At 74.1% G+C, this 19036-nt stretch carries 13 protein-coding genes and 1 riboswitch; of the genes, 12 read left to right on the top strand and 1 reads right to left on the bottom strand.

Going from position 1 to position 19036, the window contains the following annotated elements:
* Positions 1–65: 65 nt before the first annotated feature.
* From F8568_RS31390 to F8568_RS31350, 9 genes are all read left to right on the top strand, one after another.
* On the top strand, positions 66–1187 hold the full coding sequence (locus F8568_RS31390) for an ATP-binding protein (RefSeq protein WP_151597297.1): 1122 nt from the start codon (positions 66–68) through the stop codon (positions 1185–1187).
* Positions 1184–4003 (top strand): DUF5682 family protein, encoded by a 2820-nt coding sequence (locus F8568_RS31385; protein WP_151597296.1) that lies wholly within the window; start codon positions 1184–1186, stop codon positions 4001–4003. Before F8568_RS31390 ends, F8568_RS31385 begins: the two co-directional genes overlap by 4 nt.
* Positions 4004–4329: 326 nt before the next feature.
* Entirely contained in the window at positions 4330–4848 is a 519-nt protein-coding gene (locus tag F8568_RS31380; RefSeq protein ID WP_160573816.1) for an ATP-binding protein, read from the top strand.
* A complete protein-coding gene (locus F8568_RS31375) occupies positions 4845–5672 on the top strand; it encodes an SAM-dependent methyltransferase (protein ID WP_151597294.1) in 828 nt (275 codons plus the stop codon). The genes F8568_RS31380 and F8568_RS31375 overlap by 4 nt, the downstream gene beginning before the upstream one ends.
* Before the next feature lie 118 nt (positions 5673–5790).
* Positions 5791–6837, top strand: coding sequence for a hypothetical protein (locus F8568_RS31370; RefSeq protein WP_151597293.1), 1047 nt, complete (start codon positions 5791–5793; stop codon positions 6835–6837).
* 99 nt (positions 6838–6936) lie between these two features.
* Positions 6937–7719, top strand: a complete 783-nt coding sequence (locus F8568_RS31365; protein ID WP_151597292.1) for a class I SAM-dependent methyltransferase — start codon at positions 6937–6939, stop codon at positions 7717–7719.
* Between the two features lie 186 nt (positions 7720–7905).
* Positions 7906–8517 carry a class I SAM-dependent DNA methyltransferase gene (locus F8568_RS48805; protein ID WP_236009585.1) on the top strand — a complete coding sequence of 204 codons (612 nt, stop codon included), beginning with the start codon at positions 7906–7908 and terminating at the stop codon, positions 8515–8517.
* Positions 8518–8703: 186 nt separating this feature from the next.
* A complete protein-coding gene (locus F8568_RS31355) occupies positions 8704–9840 on the top strand; it encodes an FKBP-type peptidyl-prolyl cis-trans isomerase (protein WP_151597291.1) in 1137 nt (378 codons plus the stop codon).
* A 237-nt stretch (positions 9841–10077) separates the two neighbouring features.
* Entirely contained in the window at positions 10078–12813 is a 2736-nt protein-coding gene (locus tag F8568_RS31350; RefSeq protein WP_202125572.1) for a transglycosylase domain-containing protein, read from the top strand.
* 96 nt (positions 12814–12909) lie between these two features.
* Here the strand turns inward: F8568_RS31350 and F8568_RS31345 are convergent, their stop codons facing one another.
* Positions 12910–13293 (bottom strand): hypothetical protein, encoded by a 384-nt coding sequence (locus tag F8568_RS31345; RefSeq protein ID WP_151597290.1) that lies wholly within the window; start codon positions 13291–13293, stop codon positions 12910–12912.
* 50 nt (positions 13294–13343) lie between these two features.
* Positions 13344–13460, top strand: a riboswitch (SAM riboswitch).
* Between the two features lie 44 nt (positions 13461–13504).
* Here F8568_RS31345 and F8568_RS31340 point away from each other — a divergent pair.
* The 3 genes from F8568_RS31340 to F8568_RS31330 all read left to right on the top strand — a co-directional run bounded on the left by F8568_RS31340 (position 13505) and on the right by F8568_RS31330 (position 18775).
* A complete protein-coding gene (locus tag F8568_RS31340; RefSeq protein ID WP_151597289.1) occupies positions 13505–14803 on the top strand; it encodes an aminotransferase class V-fold PLP-dependent enzyme in 1299 nt (432 codons plus the stop codon).
* Positions 14804–14951: 148 nt separating this feature from the next.
* Positions 14952–18410 (top strand): SseB family protein, encoded by a 3459-nt coding sequence (locus F8568_RS31335; RefSeq protein ID WP_151597288.1) that lies wholly within the window; start codon positions 14952–14954, stop codon positions 18408–18410.
* On the top strand, positions 18407–18775 hold the full coding sequence (locus tag F8568_RS31330) for a hypothetical protein (protein WP_151597287.1): 369 nt from the start codon (positions 18407–18409) through the stop codon (positions 18773–18775). The genes F8568_RS31335 and F8568_RS31330 overlap by 4 nt, the downstream gene beginning before the upstream one ends.
* Positions 18776–19036 lie beyond the last annotated feature (261 nt).

Here is a 19036-nt window from a genome sequence, read left to right as displayed (position 1 = left end):
GGGTTCCCGACGACCTTCCGGCCGCGCGGCCTCCCTCCGCGCGGCGGCGACCGATGAGGAGAGCGATGACCGACGACATGCTGCGCGCCCCGGCCGAGGTGAAGTACGCCGAGGAGCTGGACTACCTCGAGTCGATCGACGACGGGCCGAAGCCGTTCTCGTGGCGGCTGAGCCCGCGGATGGTGCGGCTGTTCGTGCTCGGCTCCGAGCGCGCCGACGGCCTGGACCGGGAGATCCCGCAGAAGTGGTTCGGCGACCGGAGCTTCGTCGAGCGGAGCATCGTGACGCTGGCGTCCGACCGCGGCCTGCTGCTGATCGGCGACCCCGGCACCGGCAAGAGCTGGCTCGCCGAGCTGCTGGCCGCGGCGATCTGCCGGAACTCGACGCTGGTGGTGCAGGGCACCGCGGGCACCACCGAGGACCACATCAAGTACTCCTGGAACGTCTCCATGGTGATCGCCAAGGGGCAGTCGCGGGAGTCGATGATCCCGTCGCCGATCATGACGGCGATGGAGGCCGGGATGATCGGCCGGTTCGAGGAGCTGACCCGCTCGACCAGCGACGTGCAGGACGCGCTGATCTCGATCCTGTCGGAGAAGTACGTCTCGATCCCCGAGCTGGACGAAGACAACACCGTGTTCGCCAAACCCGGGTTCTCGATCATCGCGACGGCCAACAGCCGCGACCGGGGCGTCAACGACCTGTCGTCGGCGCTGAAGCGGCGGTTCAACTTCGTCCGGATCCCGGTGGTGACGAACAAGCGGAGCGAGGCGGAGATCGTCCGGTTCCGCACCGCTGAGCTGCTGCGCCGGCACGCGATCGAGCTAGAGGTGCCGCCGTCGCTGCTGGACGTGCTGCTGCAGAGCTTCGCCGACCTGCGCGCCGCGGCGGCGTCCGCGACCAGCGACGACGAGCGGCTGGAGTCGGCGCTGTCGACGGCGGAGCAGATCGGGGTGCTGGAGGACGCGATCCTGCACAGCCAGTTCTTCGGCGACCGGACGCTGAGCTCGCAGACGCTCGGGAGCTCGCTCGTCGGGTCGCTGGCCCGCCGCAGCCCGGAGGACCTGGCGATCCTGAACAAGTTCTGGCACGGGGTGGTGGAGCCGCGCAGCCGGGACGACGACGGCGACGGCCCGTGGCGCGGCTTCCTCGACGGCGGCCGCCAGGCGATCTCGACCCTGTCGTGACCGTCTTCGAGCCGCTGCGGGAGCAGCTGACCGATGCGGCCCGCGCGTTCGGCGGGGACGCGGTGGCGGGGATCCTCACCGGGATCGTCGACGACGTGGACCGGGCGCTCGCCGAGGAGCCGGAGATCTTCCCGGTGTGCCACCACTCGCCCGCGTCGGCGCTGGCGATGGCGCGGCGGCTGCGCGAGAAGCGGCCGTCGGTGGTCTACCTGGAGCTGTGCGAGGACCTCGCGCCGCTGCTGGCGGAGCTGCGCAACTGCCGGCTGCCGGTCGCGCTGCAGGCGTTCGCGAGCCGGGTCGAGGGGTTCCCGGCCGCGTGGGCGCCGCTGAGCGTCGTCGCGCCGATCACCGAGGCGTCGGCGGAGTACCAGGCGATCGCGTACGCGCTGGACACGCCGGGCGTGGAGATCGTGCCGGTCGACCGGTCCACCGACCACGTGTTCCAGTGGGCACCGCGCGACGGCGACGCGGCCGCGCCCGCGTCCGAGCCCGCGTCCGGGTCCGGCTCCGGGGAGGGCGGGGAGCCGAAGGAGGCGCTGCACGGCGACGCGGTCGGCATCGAGATCGGCGGACTGCGGCCCGGCTTCGCCGAACTCGAGGAGCACCTGCTGCGGCACGGGAAGGTGCGGCACTGGTCCGAATGGTGGGACCAGTACGTCGAGCAGCCGCTCGCGGGCGCCGACTACGCCACGTACCGGCAGGTCATGGTGCTGATCGGCAGCCTGTTCCGGCGGCTGCGCCCGCCGGACGCCGAGCGCCGCGACCGCGACGAGGACCGCGAGCGGTACATGTGGACGCGGATGCGCGAGCACCTCGCCGCGACCGGCGCCGACCCGGCGGACTGCCTGTACGTGTGCGGGGCGTTCCACGCGGCGAGCCGCGTCGAGCAGTTCGGCCTCGCCGCCGACGCCGAGCCGTTCGAGATCACGCCGCGGACGGCGACGAGCTGGCGGTACGGGCTGATCCCGTCCAGCCATTCGGCCATCGAGGCGCAGTTCGGGCTCGCGCCCGGGTCGGTGTCGATCGCCGCGGCGACCTGGGAGAAGGCGGTCAAGCGCAGCGGCGTGAAGCCGTTCCGGCTCAGCGGGCAGGCGGGCAAGGCGCCGCGCGGCAGGAAGACCCCGCAGGTCAAGGGCGGGGCGGTGCAGGACGGGCCGCCCGCCGACCGGCTGACGGGGTTCCTGTCCGGGCCGCCCGCACTCGACGGCCTGGACGAGGCGGAGCTGCTCGGCTGGTGCGTCGACATCGTCCGGCTGGCACGCCGCAACGGATACCTGGCCGGCACCGCCGACGCGATCGCGGTATTCGAGACGTCGGTGCTGCTGGCGGGGATGCGCGGGCGGGCGTGCCCGACCCCGTACGACTTCCAGGACGCCGCCGTCACCTGCATCGAGAAGGACCGGGTGCCGGGCCGCCGGGACGTCGCGCGGCTCTGCGAGATCCTGCTCGGCGGCGACCGGATCGGCGCGGTCGGCTACGACGCGCTGCCGCCGCTGGCCCGCGACGTCCACGACCGGCTCCAGCCGCTCGGCCTGGACCTGCAGAAGCGGACCGTGCAGCGGGCGCTGCTCGACCTGCACGCCGAACCGGACCTGCTGCCGTGCTCGGAGCTGCTGTGGATCCTGCGCCGGCTGCTGCCGGACGGCGCCGTCCGCCCGATCATGGGGTCGCGGGAGCTGGGCGACCGGCCGATCCAGGAGAGCTGGGACCTCGCGATCGGCCGGCACCAGCGGGCGCTGGTCGAGCTCGGCTACGAGGGCGTCAGCGTCGAGCAGGTGCTCGAGCAGCGGCTGCGGCGCGCCGCGTGGGGGCCGGACGCGACGGTCGTGACGGCGCTGGAGGCGGTCGAGGACGCGGTCCTGTACCTCGGCGGCGGCCGGTTCGCGGGCGAGCTGGGCGCCCGCGCGGTGGAGCTGCTGGCCGCGGAGCGGACCGTGGACGAGGCGCCCGAGGTGGTGCGGCGGATCCGGCGGCTGCTCGCGCACTACCGCGCCGCCGAGCCGGCGCTGCCGCGCTGGTGCCAGGCGTTCGTCGTGGAGGGGTACGCGCACTACTGCACGCTGCTGCCGACGGCGTTCGCGGACGAGGCGGGCGGCGTCCGGCAGGTCGCGGCGATGCTGGGGTTCCTGTTCGGGATGGAGAGCCTGGCGCTGTCGCTCGGTTGCGACCACGCGCAGCTGGAGCTGGCGGTCCGGCAGTCGCATCCGGAGGCGCCCGCGAAGGTGGCGCTGCTGTGGGCGGCGAAGGCGCAGCTCGGCCTGATGACGCGGGACGAGCTGCGCGCCCGCTGCGACGAGCTGCTCGCCAATCCGCTGGTGGTGCCGTCGTTCCCGCTGTACATGAGCGGGTTCGTGCAGGCGCTGGACCCGGCGCCGGCGCTGGCGCCGCTGGTCGTGGAGGCGATGTCGAAGGCGTTCGGGCGGCTGCCGGACGCGGTGCTGCTGCCGTGGCTGCCGAACCTGGTCGCGACGCTGCGCGAGCACGCGCGGGAGCTGGTGCCGACGCTGGTGCGGGAGGCGGCGCGGACGTTCCCGGCGTCGCTTCCGGCGCTGGACGCGTGGACGCCGCCGTGGGAGTCGCGGGCGGCGCCGGCGGCATCCGCCGCGCCGGCCGCGTCCGGCCCGGTCGCGGACCTGCTCGCCGCGCACCCGATGGCCTGCGACGCCGTGGCGGCGCTGCTCGGCCACCCGGTGGAATGGGACGAGCCCGCCGGCGGGGACGGCGGCGGCGAGGCGCGCGGCCTCCTGGAGCGCCATCCGGCCGCCGCCGAAGCGGTCGCCGAGCTGCTCGCCCGGGCGGGCGCCGCCTCCCGCTAGCGGACCGCGGCGGGACGGGCCGGGCCGCCCGTCCCGCCGCCGACCCGCTGTCCGGCGGCGGCCTGACAGCGCGTCCGCACCCGCCGTGACGTGGCGGATCTTGGACGGACGGTGACGGCCCGCAGCGTGGCGCAGGGCCCTTGCACGCGCGCAAGCGACGGTGACTGCCCACCGCTCCCTGCGTAAGAGTGTCAGTCGTGTGAGGCGTGCCACGGTGCTCGACGGCCGCGGCATCTCGCGCGTTCCACGTCCACGACCGACTCCCACCAGGCCGAGAGCACATGTTCGCTTACAGCCCGACACGGAGACGTGAAGCCGCCGCCGCCATGAACGCAACCGACGCGGGGACGCCCGCGCTCCTCCCGGCCGCCTCCCCCGCGCCCTCGCTGGAGCTCGGGAGCACCGCCGCCCGCAACGGCACGGCCGCCGGCCGGCTGCTCGGCGAGATCGACCTCGCCGCGACGCCCGCCGCCGTCCGGCTCGCCCGCGGCTACGTCCGCGAGCTCGTCGGCCAGTGCTTCGGCGCGAGCCGCTCCGAGCTGGCCGACCTCGAGCTGCTGACCAGCGAGGCGATGACGGAGTCGGTGCTGCGGTCGCGGCCGCGCCGGGACGGCACCGTGACCGTGGCCGTGGTGCACCTGGACCGGTTCGTCCGGGTGGAGATCACCGACGGGGGCGCCCCGCCCGGCCCGCCCCGGCCGCCGGACGAGCACTCGCCCGGCGGCGGGCGGGGACGGGTGCTGATGCAGGCGCTGGCCGCCGACCTGGGCGTCCACCGCAACCGCAACGGGACGACGACGTCCTGGTTCGGCGTGCCCGTAGGGGAGCGGTGGAGGCGGCCGTGATCCCGGGACCGGTGCCGGGCCCGAGCCGGTGGGCGGAGGCCCCCGGCGACGGGCCGGACGGCGCCGCGTCCGCCTTCCCGCGCTTCCCCAGCGTCGCGCGGATGTACGACTACTTCCTCGGCGGCAAGGACAACTACGCCGCCGACCGCGCCATGGCGGACAAGGCGCTGGACCGGGCACCGGTCGTCGCGCGGCTCGCCCAGGTGAACAGGGGCTTCCTGGAGCGCGCCGCGACCGTTCTCGCCGAGTCCGGGCTGCGGCAGTTCGTGGACGTCGGGTGCGGGCTGCCGGCGCGGCGCAACGTCGGCGACATCGTCCGCCGCGTCGAGCCGTCCTGCCGGATCGCCTACGTCGACAACGACCCGCTCGTCCTCGTGCACGCGCGGGCGCTGCTGGCGGGCGGCGCGGGCACGGGCGCGTTCGGCGGGGACGTCCGCGTCCCGGCGGCGCTGCTCGGCCATCCGGGGCTGCGCCGGCTGATCGACTTCGGCCGGCCGGTCGCGCTGCTGCTGCTCGGCGTGCTGGACTTCGTGGCGGACGCCGACGACCCGCGCGGGATCGTCCGGACGCTGCTGGACGGCCTGCCCGCCGGCAGCCACATGGTCATCACGCACACCGAGCGGACGGCGGAGCTGGCGGCGCTGGCGGCGACGGCCCGCCGCGCCGGGCTGGCGTTCACGCCGCGCGGCCGCGGGGAGATCGCGGAGATCTGCGCGCCGCTGGAGCCGGTGGGCCCGTACCCGGCGGCGCTCCCCCTCGCGGACGCCGCGGGCGCGGCCGGCCCGCTGCCGCTCGTCGGCTGCATCGGGCGCAAGCCGGGCTGATTCCGCGATGCTCACCACCCTCGGTCACAACGCGGCCGCATATCCCCGCGAACCGGTCCCGCCGCCGCGCGTTTCGCTACGATCGGACCGTCGGCGACCGGCGGTTCTGGGGCGAGTGATGACAGCGGACGGCGAGCCGAAGTCCCTCTCGGAGATCACCAGGGACATGGGCTTGAACATGTCCGACGTGGCCGCGTTCTCGGGCCTCGACGAGAGCACCGTCTTCCGACTCTGGGACAACGCGGAATGGCTCGACCGGGTCAGCGGGCGGTCCCTGCAGAGCCTGATGGCGTCCATTCCCGGAATAGCGGAGTACTCCAGGGCGCACGCGGTCCGCAAACGCCTCGACGGGCTCGTCACCGACCTCGGCGCGGAGGGCCTCGCCGTCGACCTGGACGCGCTCGAAGGGTCCGCGGTGCCGCAGCCGCTGCTGCTGAACGCGCTGGAGGCGGGGCTGCGGATCGTCCGGGGCGAAGCGAACCAGCGGACGTCGTCGTTCATCGCCCGGTTCTGGGGCCGCGAGCCCGACACGGCGCTGACGGCGCTGTACTCCACCGAGCGCGGGCAGGGCCTGCTCACCGATCCCGCCAGGCTCTTCGAGTCGTCGGTCGAGCTCGCGCCGAGGCTGAACCGAAAGACCTACTCCTTCCATTCCATCCTGGCCCTGAACATCCTCACCCACCAGGTCAGCAAGGTGACCGGCGCGCTGGAGGCCGACCTCGGCTTCGAGGTGCCGGGCCGGCAGACGGCGTTCATGATGCGCGGCGTGGTGATGGGCTCCCTGATCGGTTCGGGCGACTTCGAGCTGGCCGAGCGGTACCGCAGGGAACTGGACGCGACGCCGGTGTACGCGGCGCTCGAGGAATGGTCGTTCCCGACCTACATGCGGGACGGCCGGATCAGTTCCGACTTCACCCTGCCGAGTTCCCTCTCGCTGCGGAACACGGCGAACGAGGTGCTGCGGGAGATCGCCGACTACAACGACGCCTACGTGTACTACCTGGCGTCGACGTACATTCCGCTGGCGCTGAAACGCGACCCGGCTTTCGGCGGGCGGCTCGCCGAGCTGACGCACGCGCTGGAACTGCGCGGCGCCGACTGCGAGGACCGGAGGATCAGAGAGACGTGCAACACCCTGGTGCGGCGGCTGAAGGGGCTGCCATAGCGGGTGCTGCGTTCTCGGGGGTACCGCGCGGCGCATGGGCCGCGCATCGCAGATCGTTGAGGTGAAAGGCCCGCGAGCGGGCCGGGGAATGGGGAGCCGGTGGAAGAGACGGCGGAAGCCATCGCGAATCTCACCAGGGAGCGGTGGGAGGCCAACGCGGACTACTGGGTGAAGGTGATCAGGGAGGGCCGCGACCGGTACCGCACCGAGCTCACCGACGCCGCCATGCTGGACGCGATCGGGCCGTGCGCGGGGCTGCGGGTGCTGGACGCCGGCTGCGGCGAGGGGTACATCGCGCGGACGCTGGCCGCCGGGGGCGCCGACGTCGTCGGCGTGGACGCCTGCCAGGGGCTGATCGACGCGGCCCGGGAGGCGGCCGGCACGGCGGTCGCGGCGGGGGGCGCGGCGGGCTCGCTGTCGTTCACCCGGGCGAGCGTCGACGCGCTGCCCGTGGAGGACGCCGGGTTCGACCTGGTCGTCTGCAACCACCTGTTCAGCCACCTGCAGGACCCGTCGCGGGCGATCGGGGAGTTCGGCCGGGTGCTGAAGAGCGGCGGGCGGCTGATCTCGCTGACCCTGCACCCGTGCTTCTACGTCGAGAACTCCGAGCGCGGCGCCGCGCAGAGCGTGCCCGCGGCGCAGTACTTCGCCTCGCGCGGCGTGGACCAGCGGTTCCTGGTGGACGGCCTGGAGTCGCCGTCGATGATCACATCGTGGCTCCGGCCGCTGGAGTTCTACTCTGGAACGCTCCGGGACAACGGATTCGTCATCGCCGACCTCCGCGAGCCGCACCCGACGCCGGAGCAGCTGCGCGACGACCCCTGGTGGCGCGAGGGCTTCCCGACGGCCCTGTTCATGCTCCTGATCGCCGAACGCCGCTGACCCTCGTCGAGTTGTGGGGGGGGGGGGGGGGGTGGGGGGGGGGGCGGGAACCACCACACCACCCCACCCACCCCGCCCCGCGCGGGGGGGGTGTGGGGGGTCGTCCCCCCCGCCCCCCACCCCCCCCCCCCCCCCCCCACAACTCAACGTGAGGTCAGGGGTGGGGGCGCGCATAGGGTCGTGCGTATGGGAATGCGTGGGGGCGGGGTGCCGGAGGGGCTCGCCGGGCATCCCGACCGGCTCCGGTGGAACGCCAAGTACGAGAGCGCGCCCGAGCCGTCGTTCGAGCCGCACCCGCTGGCCGTGCACGCGCTGGCCGAGGCGCCGCCGGACGGGCCCGTCCTCGACCTGGCCTGCGGGACGGCCGGATCGGCGCTGCTGGCCGCCGAGGCGGGACGGCACGTCACGGCCGTGGACGTCTCCGAGGTCGCGCTCGACCGGCTCGCCGCGGAGGCGCGCCGCCGCGGCCTCGACGGCCTGATCACCTTCGTCCAGGAAGATCTCGGCGCGTTCCGGCCCGGAACGGCCGCGTACGCGATCGTCCTGTGCACGGGCTTCTGGGACCGTGCCGTGTTCCTGCGGGCCGCGGGGGCGGTCGTCCCGGGCGGGCTGCTGGCCTGGGAGGCGTTCACGACGGAGGCGCAGCGGGTCCGCGACGCCCTGCCGGCCGAGTGGTGCCTCGGCGAGTGCGAGCCCGCGTCGCTGCTGGACGGGGGCTTCACGGTGCTGGAGCAGACCGACCTGCCGGACGGGCAGAAGCGGCGTTTGCTCGCCCGGGGACCGGCGGCAGTATCCTGACGGGTCCCGGTGTCCTGCGGAGACCGTCCCCAGGGGCGGGCCCCCCGGCAGGATCGCCCTTGCACGACGAGTGACCGGTAGATTGCAGGTCGACCTCCTTTGCGCCGTTTTCACGCTGTTCTTAGCCCGGTGCTGGAAGGGTGGTCACTTTCGTGATGTCGTCGACCCCGGAGCGAGTGAGGAACCATGGCCGAGGATGACAAGCCGGCGGTCAAGGCGAAGATCCCTAACGCCAAGAACATCCGCAGCCCGGAGTTCACCCCGCACGGGATCAGCGCCGGGCGCGGCAGCGGGCTGAACCGGCCGTCCGCGCTGACCGCGGCCCAGGCCCGCAAGCGGCGGATCGCGACGATCGCCGGCATCGTGGTGGCCGTGCTCGTCATCGCGGGCGGCGTCGCCTACCTCGTGACGCGGCCCGGGCCGAAGATCGAGGTGTCCGGCAAGTTCGGAACCGAGTCGAAGGTGAAGATCCCGACCAAGCTCGCGCCGAACAAGTCGCTGAAGACCCGGACGCTGATCAAGGGCACCGGGCCGGCGATCGCCGACGGCGACACGATGTTCGTGCAGTACTCCTTCTACCAGTGGGCGAAGCAGACCGACGCCGACGACTCCAAGAAGAAGAGCACCAGCAAGAAGATCGGCTCGTCCTACGAGCAGCAGGCGCAGGGGTCGTCGGGCGGCCCGCAGGCGCTCACCGTCGGCAAGAGCGGCGTCAAGGGCCTCGACAAGGGCCTGCTCGGCAAGACGGCCGGCAGCCGGGTGCTCGTGGAGGTCCCGCCGTCGATGGGCTTCGGCGACCAGGGCTCGCAGCTCGGCCTCGGCAAGAACGACTCCGTGGTGTTCGTCGTGGACGTCCAGGCGGTCGTGAAGAAGAACGCCGGGCCGCAGGGCACCCCGCAGAAGCTGGACGACAAGAACCTGCCTAAGGTCGAGGACCAGGGCGCCGGCAAGGCGCCGAAGGTGACCGTCCCGAAGGTGGACGCGCCGGACAAGCTGCAGTCCAAGACGCTCGTCCAGGGCACCGGCCCGGCGCTCGCCAAGGGCGACGACGCGGTCGTCAACTACCAGGGGCAGATCTGGAAGGGCGGCAAGGTCTTCGACTCCAGCTGGAAGAACGGCCAGCCGGCGCTGTTCCCGATCGGCACGGGCGCGACCGTCCCGGGCTTCGACAAGGGCCTGACCGGCGCGAAGGTCGGCAGCCGCGTGCTGTTGGTCCTGCCACCGTCCGAGGGCTACGGCAAGAACGGCAACTCCCAGGCCGGGATCAAGGGCACCGACACCCTGGTGTTCGTCGTCGACATTCTCGCCAAGGTGCAGAAGTGAGCGCCCGCGCCGCGTGACGGCGCGGGCGGAGACGAGCGGCGGGCGGCCCCGGCAGGGGTCGCCCGCCGCTCGTGTTGCCGGGGAGGGCGGGTTCCCGGCGGGCGTGCGAGATCCGTCACGACAACCCGGAGGGGCCTTTGGTCGTCCTCTTATCGGGAAGCCAAGGATGTGCATTGGGCGGCCCATCGCATGGATCCCCTCAGGTATCGTCGGTAACGCAATAATCACGGGGGGCTTGTGAGCAGCACGGAAAAAGGCCAGGAAGACGGCGCACCGGGCACCGCACACGATCTTCGCCAGGACGGTGCGAAGGCCGTTCCGGCGGGCGAATCGGGCGGCGGCGCGGAGCGTCCGGCGCCCGCCGACGGCACCGCCCGGCCCGCCGACCCCATCCCCGACCAGGACGGGGACGAGACGGCCGGGCGCACGGCGCCGTCCCCCACGCCCCGGGCCGCGACGCTCACCGTCGACTCCGGAGAAACCGTCCCGGACCCGAATTCCTCCCCGAACACCGACATATCTCAGAACGGCGACAAGGCCCGCGCGGACCGCCCGGCAGAGGCCGCGACCGCGCAATCCCCCGCGGCGGGCGCGCGCTCTCCGGCCCCCGAAAACGGCACGTCCCCCGATAACCCCCGGCCCGGGAAGGACGATCCGGACGGCTCCGGAACCGCTGGTGTGAGCGGCTCCCCGGCCGGAGATACCAAGACCATGCCGGCTGCGTCGTCGAGGCAAGGAGGCCCGCCGGGGCGCGGCCCCGGCGGCGGCCCAGGCGGTTCCGGCGGCGGCCCCGGCGGCCGGGGCGGCGGCAAGGGGCCGAAGAAGCCGCGCAGCCGCCGCGTCCGCTACCTGCGGCGCATCCTGTTCACGCTGCTCGGCATCCTCGGGTTCCTCGTCGCGGCGTTCGCGATCGCCTACATCTTCACGCCCGTCCCCTCGCCGCAGGAGCAGGCGCTCGCGCAGGGGCCCGCGTTCTACTACTCCGACGGCAAGACCCTGATCGCCAAGACCGGGATGAACCGGGACGCGGTGAAGTTCGACCAGATCCCGAAGAGCACCCGCGACGCGGTCATCGCCGCCGAGAACCGCAGCTTCTACCAGGACCCGGGCGTCTCGGTGCAGGGCACCGCGCGGGCGTTCTGGTCCACCGCGACCGGCGAGCAGCTGCAGGGCGGCTCGACGATCACCCAGCAGATGGTCCGCAACTACTACGGCGGCATCGGCAAGGAGCGCTCGGTCACCCGCAAGCTCAAGGAGATCATGGTCTCCCTGAAGGTGGGCCGGGAGAAGTCCAAGGACTGGATCCTCGAGCAGTACCTCAACACGATCTACTTCGGCCGCGACGCCTACGGCGTGCAGGCCGCCGCGCACGCCTACTACAACAAGGACGTCAAGGACCTCACGCCCGCCGAGTCGGCGTACCTGGCCGCCGCGATCCAGCAGCCGAGCAACTTCGCCGACCCGACCGGCCAGCACCGCGTGTACGCCGAGCAGCGCTGGCACGCGGTGGTGAACAACATGGTCCGGGACGGGGCGCTGTCGCCCGCCGACGCCGCGGCGATGCGGTTCCCGCTGCCCGGCAAGGAGAAGATCACCGACGTCCTGAAGGGCCAGAAGGGCTACATGGTCAACCTGGCCAAGAAGGAGCTGGAGGAGCGGCGCGGCTACACCGAGGACGAGATCAACCGCAGCGGCCTGAAGATCACCACGACGTTCGACCGGCGGCTGATGGACGCGGCGAAGAAGGCCGTGGAGAACAACGTCCCGGCCGGGACGAGCAAGAAGATCCGGACCGGGCTGGTGTCGGTCGACCCGAACACCGGGCAGGTGCTGGCCTTCTACGGCGGCCGCAACTACCTGACGGAGGCGGCGAGCAGCGCGTTCTACGACACCGCGCAGGCCGGGTCGGGCTTCAAGCCGATCGCGCTGGCCGCGGCGCTGGAGGACGGCAAGAGCCTGTCCGACACCTACGACGGCAGCTCACCGCAGTACTTCGGCGACCACTCGATCAAGAACGACAGCGGCGAGAGCTTCGGGAACATCAACCTCGTCACCGCGACCGAGCACTCGGTCAACACCGCCTACGTGAACCTCGGCCAGGACATCGGCAACGACAAGATCGCCGCGATGGCGGAGAAGCTCGGCATCCCGGCGTCGCAGATGACGCCGGCGCAGCGCGCCGCCGCGTCGTTCCCGCTCGGCATCGTGTCGCTGCACCCGGTGCAGCAGGCCGGGGTGTACGCGACGTTCGCCGACGAGGGCGTGTTCCGGCAGCCGTACGTGGTGAAGTCGGTGACCGACAACGAGGGGCGGGCCCGCAAGTTCGCAGAGAAGGGCGACCGGGCGTTCGGCACGCAGGTGGCACGGGACGCGACCTACGCGATGCAGCAGGTCGTCCAGGGCGGCACCGGCACCGGCGCGCAACTGCCGGACGGCCGCGACGTCGCCGGCAAGACCGGCACCACCGACGAGGGCCGCGCGATCTGGTTCAACGGGTTCGTCCCGCAGATGGCGACGAGCGTGGCGATGTTCCGCGAGGACAACAAGGCGCTGAACATCCCCGGGTACGGCTCGTACGGCGGGCAACTGCCCACCCAGATCTGGCGCTCGTACATGACCGACGCCGTCGACATCAAGGGCTACGACCCGAAGTCGTTCGGGTCGCCGTCGGAGACGCCCGGCAGCGGCTGGGGCAGCCCGCCGGCCGGCGGCGGGCAGACCACGGAGGGGCCGCGCACCGGCGGCCCGTCGCACCGCCCCTCCGGCGGGACGGAGGGGCCGGAGGGCCCGAGGCCGCCGACGGACCTGCCGACCATCATCCCGACGCTGCCCGGCGGCGGTGGCGGCACCGGCGACGGCGGCGGCGGCAATGACGGCGGCGGGAACGACGGCGGAGGCGGCGACGACGGGGGCGGGAACGACGGCGGCGGCGATCCCGGCGACGGCGGCGGCACCGGCCAGATGTTCAACTGAACGCTAGGCGCCCGACCGAACGCACGAGGCCCCGGCTGAACGCGAAGGGGGCCCGGCGGCGAACCGCCGGGCCCCCTTGCGCGTCTCGCCCTCGCGCTACTGCGCGCACGCCTTGCCGATGCGGACCGGCGCGTCGTTCATCGCGGCGCTGAGCTGCGACGCGTCGCCGGTGCCGACGGTCGCGGCGGCGGAGCGCAGCCGCTGCGACTCCGCCTCCAGCGCCTTCTTCAGCGCCGCGTCGTCGGCCTTCTTCGCCAGCGCGTCGAGGCGGGCCGCGAGCCGCTGCGTCGCCTGCCCCCACTGCGCGGGCTCCGCCGCCGGCACGCTCCTGACCTGGGTGACGTACTGCTGGAACGCCTCCTTCGTGTCGGTGCAGACCTGGCCGGAGTTGCCTCCCAGCGCCCCGCACGCGCCCAGCAGGCCGGACGCGCCGAGCATCACCACGCCCCCGGCCAGCGCCCGAACAACCCCGTACCGCATCGCACCCTCCCGCTTGATCTGCCACAGGCTCCGCATATACTTCCGCACTAGGTCATGAGCGCCAGCGCCAAGCCCCGGCTCGCTGGTCGGCAACCCTTCGTCCGCGATGGGGTGCCCCGGGTGAGGACCTGGCCGGACGCGGGACCGCGTTCCGGCAAGCGCGGATCCCGCAGGCACGCCCCCGGGGTCCCTGACCCCGGAAGGAACCGGCATGCCCGCCACGCTCGCCCCCGCACCGTCCCGCTCCCCGTTCACGCCTGCTGAGACGTCCGGCACCGCGCGGGAAGTTCGCGCCTTCCCGCGCGTCGTCGGCGCGGACGCGCCCGTACCGCTGGACGACGGCCGCCAGGTCCCCTACGCGAACCTCGACTACGCGGCCAGCGCGCCGTGCCTGGAGGCGGTGCACGAGGCGGTCACGCGCGCGCTGCCCTACTACAGCAGCGTGCACCGCGGCGCCGGCTACGCCTCGCAGGTCACGACGGAGGCGTACGAGAGCGCGCGCGAGACCGTCCGCGGCTTCCTCGGCGCGTGGCGCCGCGCCGCGGTCGTGTTCACCCGCAACACCACCGACGCGATGAACCTGCTCGCGCACGCCGTCCCGTCCGGGACGAGCGTCGTGGTGTTCGAGTCCGAGCACCACGCGTCGCTGCTGCCGTGGAAGCGGCCCGTGCGGCTGCCCGTCCCCGCCACGCCCGCCGAGGCGATCGACGCCGCCGACCGCGCGCTCGCCGCGACCCCGGTCGGCGCGCGGCTGCTCGTCGTCACCGCCGCGTCCAACGTCACCGGCGAGCTGTGGCCGATCCGCGAGCTGGCGCAGGTCGCGCGGCGGCACGGCGCCCGCATCGCGGTGGACGCGGCGCAGCTCGTCCCGCACCGCCCGCTCGACATGACCGCGCTCGGCCTGGACTACGTCGCGTTCTCCGGCCACAAGCTGTACGCGCCGTTCGGCGCCGGCGTCCTCGCCGGGCGCGCCGACTGGCTGCGCGCCGCCGGCCCCTACCTGAAGGGCGGCGGCGCGAGCGCGTCCGTCGCCGAGACCGTCCGGTGGGCGCCGTCCGCCGAGCAGCGGCACGAGGCCGGCACCCCGAACGTCCTCGGCGTCATCGCGCTCGCCGCGGCCTGCGAGGCGCTCAACGCCGCCGGCTGGGACGCGCTCGCCGCCCGCGAGGAACGGCTCCTCGCCCGGCTCCGCGCCGGACTCGGCGCGCTCCCCCACGTCCGCGAGCTGAATCTGTGGGGCGACCGGGCGCCGCGCGTGGGAATCGTGTCTTTCACCGTGACCGGCTGGAACGCGCGCGACGTGGCGCTTACGCTGTCCGGGGAGCACGGCATCGGCGTGCGGGACGGCAAGTTCTGCGCGCACCCGCTCGTCCGGCACCTGCTGGGCGGGGACGACTCCGCCGGCTGCGGCGGCGAGGGGGCGGCCGTCCGCGCGAGCTTCGGGATCGGCACCACCGAGGAGCACATCGACCGGCTGTGCACCGCGCTGGGACGGCTGGCACCGCGCTGACCTGCGGACTCGCCCGCGAGCACAGACGTTTATGGCCTTTGGTCCTGTTCGCCCCTGTAGCGTAGGCAGCCGCGCTACTTCCCGCCGGACCTCCCACCGGAACCCGGCGGGTCGGGGACGAGCACGGACGAAACAGGGGGTGGCGGCGGTGGCCGACGCGTGGCGACCCACGTCGGAACTGGAACGCCGACTGGAGGAGAGCGTACGGGCCGGAGACCAGGAGGGCTACTTCCGCATCCTCGCGGGCGCCGAACTCGTGGTGCCCGTCCCGGACGACGCCGTCGACGGCGTCCTCGCCGGGCGGGCGCGGCCCGTCTGGCCGACCCGCGAGGAGGACGGCCGCGTCCACGTCCTCGCCTACACCTCCGCCGCCGCGATGCGCGCCTGCCTCGGCCCGTCCTGGCGGCACTTCATGACGCTGCGCCTCGGCGACCTCGCCGAGACCTGGCCCGACGCGCGGTGGTGGCTGGCCGTCGACGCGCCCGGCCACCCCGGCGGCGTCCCGCTGCCGATCGAGGCGCGGATGCCCGCCTGGTTCGTCCGGCAGGTCGCCGACGGCGACGGCCGCCCGCCGCAAGTCGGCCGCGCCGCCGCGCCCGCGCCCGCTGAGCCCGCGCCGTCCGCGCCCGCCGCACCGGCGCCCGAACCACCGGCCCCCGTGACGGAGCCCGCCGCGCCCGCACCCGAGCCCGCGGCCCCCGCGCCGGCCGCGGCGCAGGACGAGTCGCCCTGGGAGGAGCTGCAGGGCCAGCACCGCGAGCTGCCCCGCGAAGCGCCGCGCGAACCGTCCCGGCCCGAGTTCCGGCCCGCCAACGACGTCGAGCGCGAACTCCTGCGCGCCGCGGCGAACAACGACCACGACCTGTTCCTGCAGACGATGGCGGACACCGAGATCCTGCTGCCCGTCCCGGACGACACCGACTACACGCTTCGCCCCGGCCGTCCCGGCTTCCCGTGGCGGACCCGCGAGGTCGACGGCGGCACCGTCGTGCCCGTCTTCACCTCCCCCGAGCGCCTCATCGAGGCCGCGCACGCCGCCGGGACCGGCACCGAGTACATCAAGCTGCCGTTCACCGTCGCGCTGCGCTACTGGCCCGACCACGGCTGGCAGCTCGCCATCAACTCCGGCTCCCCCGCCGGCGGCACCGTCATGGCCGCCCAGCTCCCCGGCCTCGCCACCTGGGCCGACCAGCGCGCCGCCGCCCGGATGACCGACCGCTTCGAACCGCAGAACGACATCGAGCAGCGGCTCTTCGACGCCGCCCGGCGCCGCGACACCGACACCTTCTTCAAGGTGCTCCTCGGCGCTCAGGTCCTCGTCCCCTCCGACCCCGACACCCCGTGGGGCATCGCCCCCGAGGACCCGGCGTTCCCGTGGCGGCCCGTCACCGTGCACGGCCGCACGTCCGTGCAGCTGTTCACGTCCCTGAAGTGGATGAACGAGGCCATCGGCTCGTCCCGCTTCGTGATGCCGAGCCTGCTGGACGTCGTGTCGGCCTGGCCCGACCCCGACTGGACGCTCGTCCTCAACCCCGGCACCCCGATCGACGCCACGATGCCGGGCGAGCAGGTCCGCGCCCTCAGCGGCCCGCCGCGCACCGCGCCCGAGAAGTCCGCCACCCCGCCGTCCGCCGCGACGCCCCCTCCGCCGGAGAACCCGGCCGTTCCGGTCGCCCCGGCCGTCCCGTCCACGGACGCGCCGCCCGTGCCGGACGACTCCACCGGCCCGCAGCGCCCCGCCTACACCCCGTCCGCCCCCGTTGGCGACCACGACCCCTCGGCGGAGGCCGCCACGGGCCCACCCGAACCGGCGCAGCCCGCTGCCCCGGATCACGCGCCCGCGGCACCGTCCACCACCTCCGGCGAGCACCCGACGCCGCCGGCCGAACAACCGGCGCCCTCCGCCCTGGAGCCCGCGGTCAGCGCGCCGGCGGCACCGTCCACCGCTTCCGGCGAACACCCCGTCGTGCCGGCCGAACAGCCCCCCTTCGGCGGCTCCGACCCCGCCGCCGCGCCGGGAGACGTTCCGCGGCACACCGGCCCGCAGCCGGCGGTCGGCGCGCCCGCGCCGTCCACCACCTCGGGCGGGCACTCCACGGTCCCGGCACCGCCGGACGAGCAGCCGGGCTTCACCTCCACGGGCCCGCAGCCGCAGGTCGGCGGTCCCGTGCCCGGTCAACCGGCGGCGCCCCCGGTCCCGCCCGGCGCGGGCGAAGAGCCGCCGCAGGCACCGGCCCCCGGCGCGCCCTCCGCAGGAGACACCGGCCCGCACGCCCAACCGTCCGCCGCCGCGGGAACGTCCGGCGATCCGGCGGGCCCGAGCCTGCCGGGAGCGACCAGGGCGCAGCGTCTGCCCGGCCACGTCCCGGACGCGCAGGACGCGGCAGGCGTCCAGCATCCCGAGCCGCCGGCACCGGCCGACGCGTCCACCGTGACCGGCGGACACGCCATTGTCGGCCTGGGGACGGCGGGCGACTCCCCCGCCCCGCAGCCGCGCGCCGGGACGGCACCGGCCGGCGAGCAGCAGGCGCCGGAGCGGCGGCTGCGGCCCGTCGCCGCGCCCGAGAGCGAGTTCGAGCCCGGCAACCGCATCGACCAGGAGCTCTACGAGGCGGCGCTCGGCGGGGACTCCGACGCGTTCCTCCGCGTCCTGCTGAACGCGAACGTCCTCGTCCCGATCCCGGCGGACGCGCCGCTCGAGGTGACGCCGGTGCAGCGCGAGTTCCGCTGGGACGCGGCGCTGCGCGACGGCGCGGCGGTCCGGGTGTTCACCTCCCTCGTCCGGCTGCGGGAGGTGCTGCCGGAGTCCCGGTTCGTGTACGCCGACTTCCGTGAGCTGATCGGCGCGTGGCCGCGCGACGACTGGGCGCTGCTGCTCAACCCGGGGACCCGGATCGGCGCGTCCCTGCGCGGCGACCAGGTGCGGGCGCTGAGCGAGTGGGCCCTGCGGGTCGGTCTCGTCCAGGCGCGCCCGCCCGCGCCCCCGGCGCCCCGCGAACCCGCCCCGGACATGACGGTGCAGGACGTCGTCGCGGCCGCCGCCCCGGCGCGGGCCGAGGACCTCGACGACCGCGTGGTCCAGCCGACGATCATGCAGAAGGTCGTCCCGCACGGGCACGTCGGCTGGTACCTGGAGCAGGGCTACGACCGGGTCGGCGGGTTCGTCCACGCGACGGGCGACGTCGCCGAGCTCCAGACGCCCGTCCAGCTCTACGAGGCGCTGGGCCTGCTCTACGAGGGCACGCCGTTCTCGCCCGCAGACGAAGGCGTGTACGTCATCCGGTGGCCCGCGTACTGCCCCGAGCTGTACCGGATCCCGTTCGGCGGACGCGACGCCGAGGAGATGGCCTCCTGGGGCGAGGCCGGCTGGGTGATCGAGCGGCCGCCGTTCGTCGGCGGCGGGTTCGCCCCCGGCAGCGCGGGCTCCATCCGCGAGTACAAGGTCGACAGCGTCCGGCTCCCGTACGGCGCCGAGATGTACTACCTGGGCATGGATCGCTCGGAGCGGTTCATCGCGATGTACGACCCCGACCGGCTCGCGTGGCTGCGGCCCGACGCGACCACCGGCCCCGAGGGGCGCGACGGCCGGACGGGAGCGGCGCAGTGATCAGGGACGGCTACGTGGCGCGCTGGCTCGGCCGCGACTTCGAGGCCGCGCCGGGCGCCGACGGCGAGATCCGGCTCTACACGCCGGGTCCGACGGACGGGTTCGAGGAGCTGCGGCCGGGCCGGTTCCGGCGGATCGTCCCGGCGTCGGAGGTCGAGGAGCTCCGGTACGTCCGGACGACGTGCCGGTGGCGCGGCGAGCGGTTCGTCATCGTCGGCGAGCACGAGACGTGGCTGCGCGTCGAATATGTCGGCGGCCGCGCCCCGGTGGCCGAATCGCTCGGCCTGGAACGCATCGACCAGGGCGTTTGGCAGGCGTGGGCGCCCGCGACGGAGATAGAGGACGTCCGAGAGGAAGTCACGTGAGCGTCCACGGGGTTGCTTTGGCCCGTTCATCCGTGTTCGCATGAGTTCTGGGACGATCTCCCGAGTACAGCGGGCACATGCGCTCAAAGGCGACGCGACGGAGGTGCTGGGGCGGTGTACTGCCGACCGGCGGTGAAACCGATCTTTGTTGGGCTCGGAGTGGCGGCGATCCTCGCCGCGGGAGGCGCAGCGGCCTCCGCCGAAGACACCCCTTCGCCGACCCCCTCCGACTCGTCCTCCGCGTCCCCGACGCCCGGCACG

The sequence above is a fragment of the Actinomadura physcomitrii genome, from assembly GCF_008923205.2.
Lineage (GTDB): Bacteria > Actinomycetota > Actinomycetes > Streptosporangiales > Streptosporangiaceae > Spirillospora > Spirillospora physcomitrii.
Note: the sequence above shows the minus strand (reverse complement) of the source record. Positions and strands in the feature narration are given on the sequence as shown.

What these genes read in the sequence shown, in the direction of transcription:
- F8568_RS31390 (WP_151597297.1), top strand. Translation starts at nt 66, where the DNA reads ATGACCGACGACATGCTGCGCGCCCCGGCCGAGGTGAAGTACGCCGAG.
- F8568_RS31380 (WP_160573816.1), top strand. Translation starts at nt 4,330, where the DNA reads ATGAACGCAACCGACGCGGGGACGCCCGCGCTCCTCCCGGCCGCCTCC.
- F8568_RS31370 (WP_151597293.1), top strand. Translation starts at nt 5,791, where the DNA reads ATGACAGCGGACGGCGAGCCGAAGTCCCTCTCGGAGATCACCAGGGAC.
- F8568_RS48805 (WP_236009585.1), top strand. Translation starts at nt 7,906, where the DNA reads ATGGGAATGCGTGGGGGCGGGGTGCCGGAGGGGCTCGCCGGGCATCCC.
- F8568_RS31355 (WP_151597291.1), top strand. Translation starts at nt 8,704, where the DNA reads ATGGCCGAGGATGACAAGCCGGCGGTCAAGGCGAAGATCCCTAACGCC.
- F8568_RS31345 (WP_151597290.1), bottom strand. Translation starts at nt 13,293, where the DNA reads ATGCGGTACGGGGTTGTTCGGGCGCTGGCCGGGGGCGTGGTGATGCTC.
- F8568_RS31340 (WP_151597289.1), top strand. Translation starts at nt 13,505, where the DNA reads ATGCCCGCCACGCTCGCCCCCGCACCGTCCCGCTCCCCGTTCACGCCT.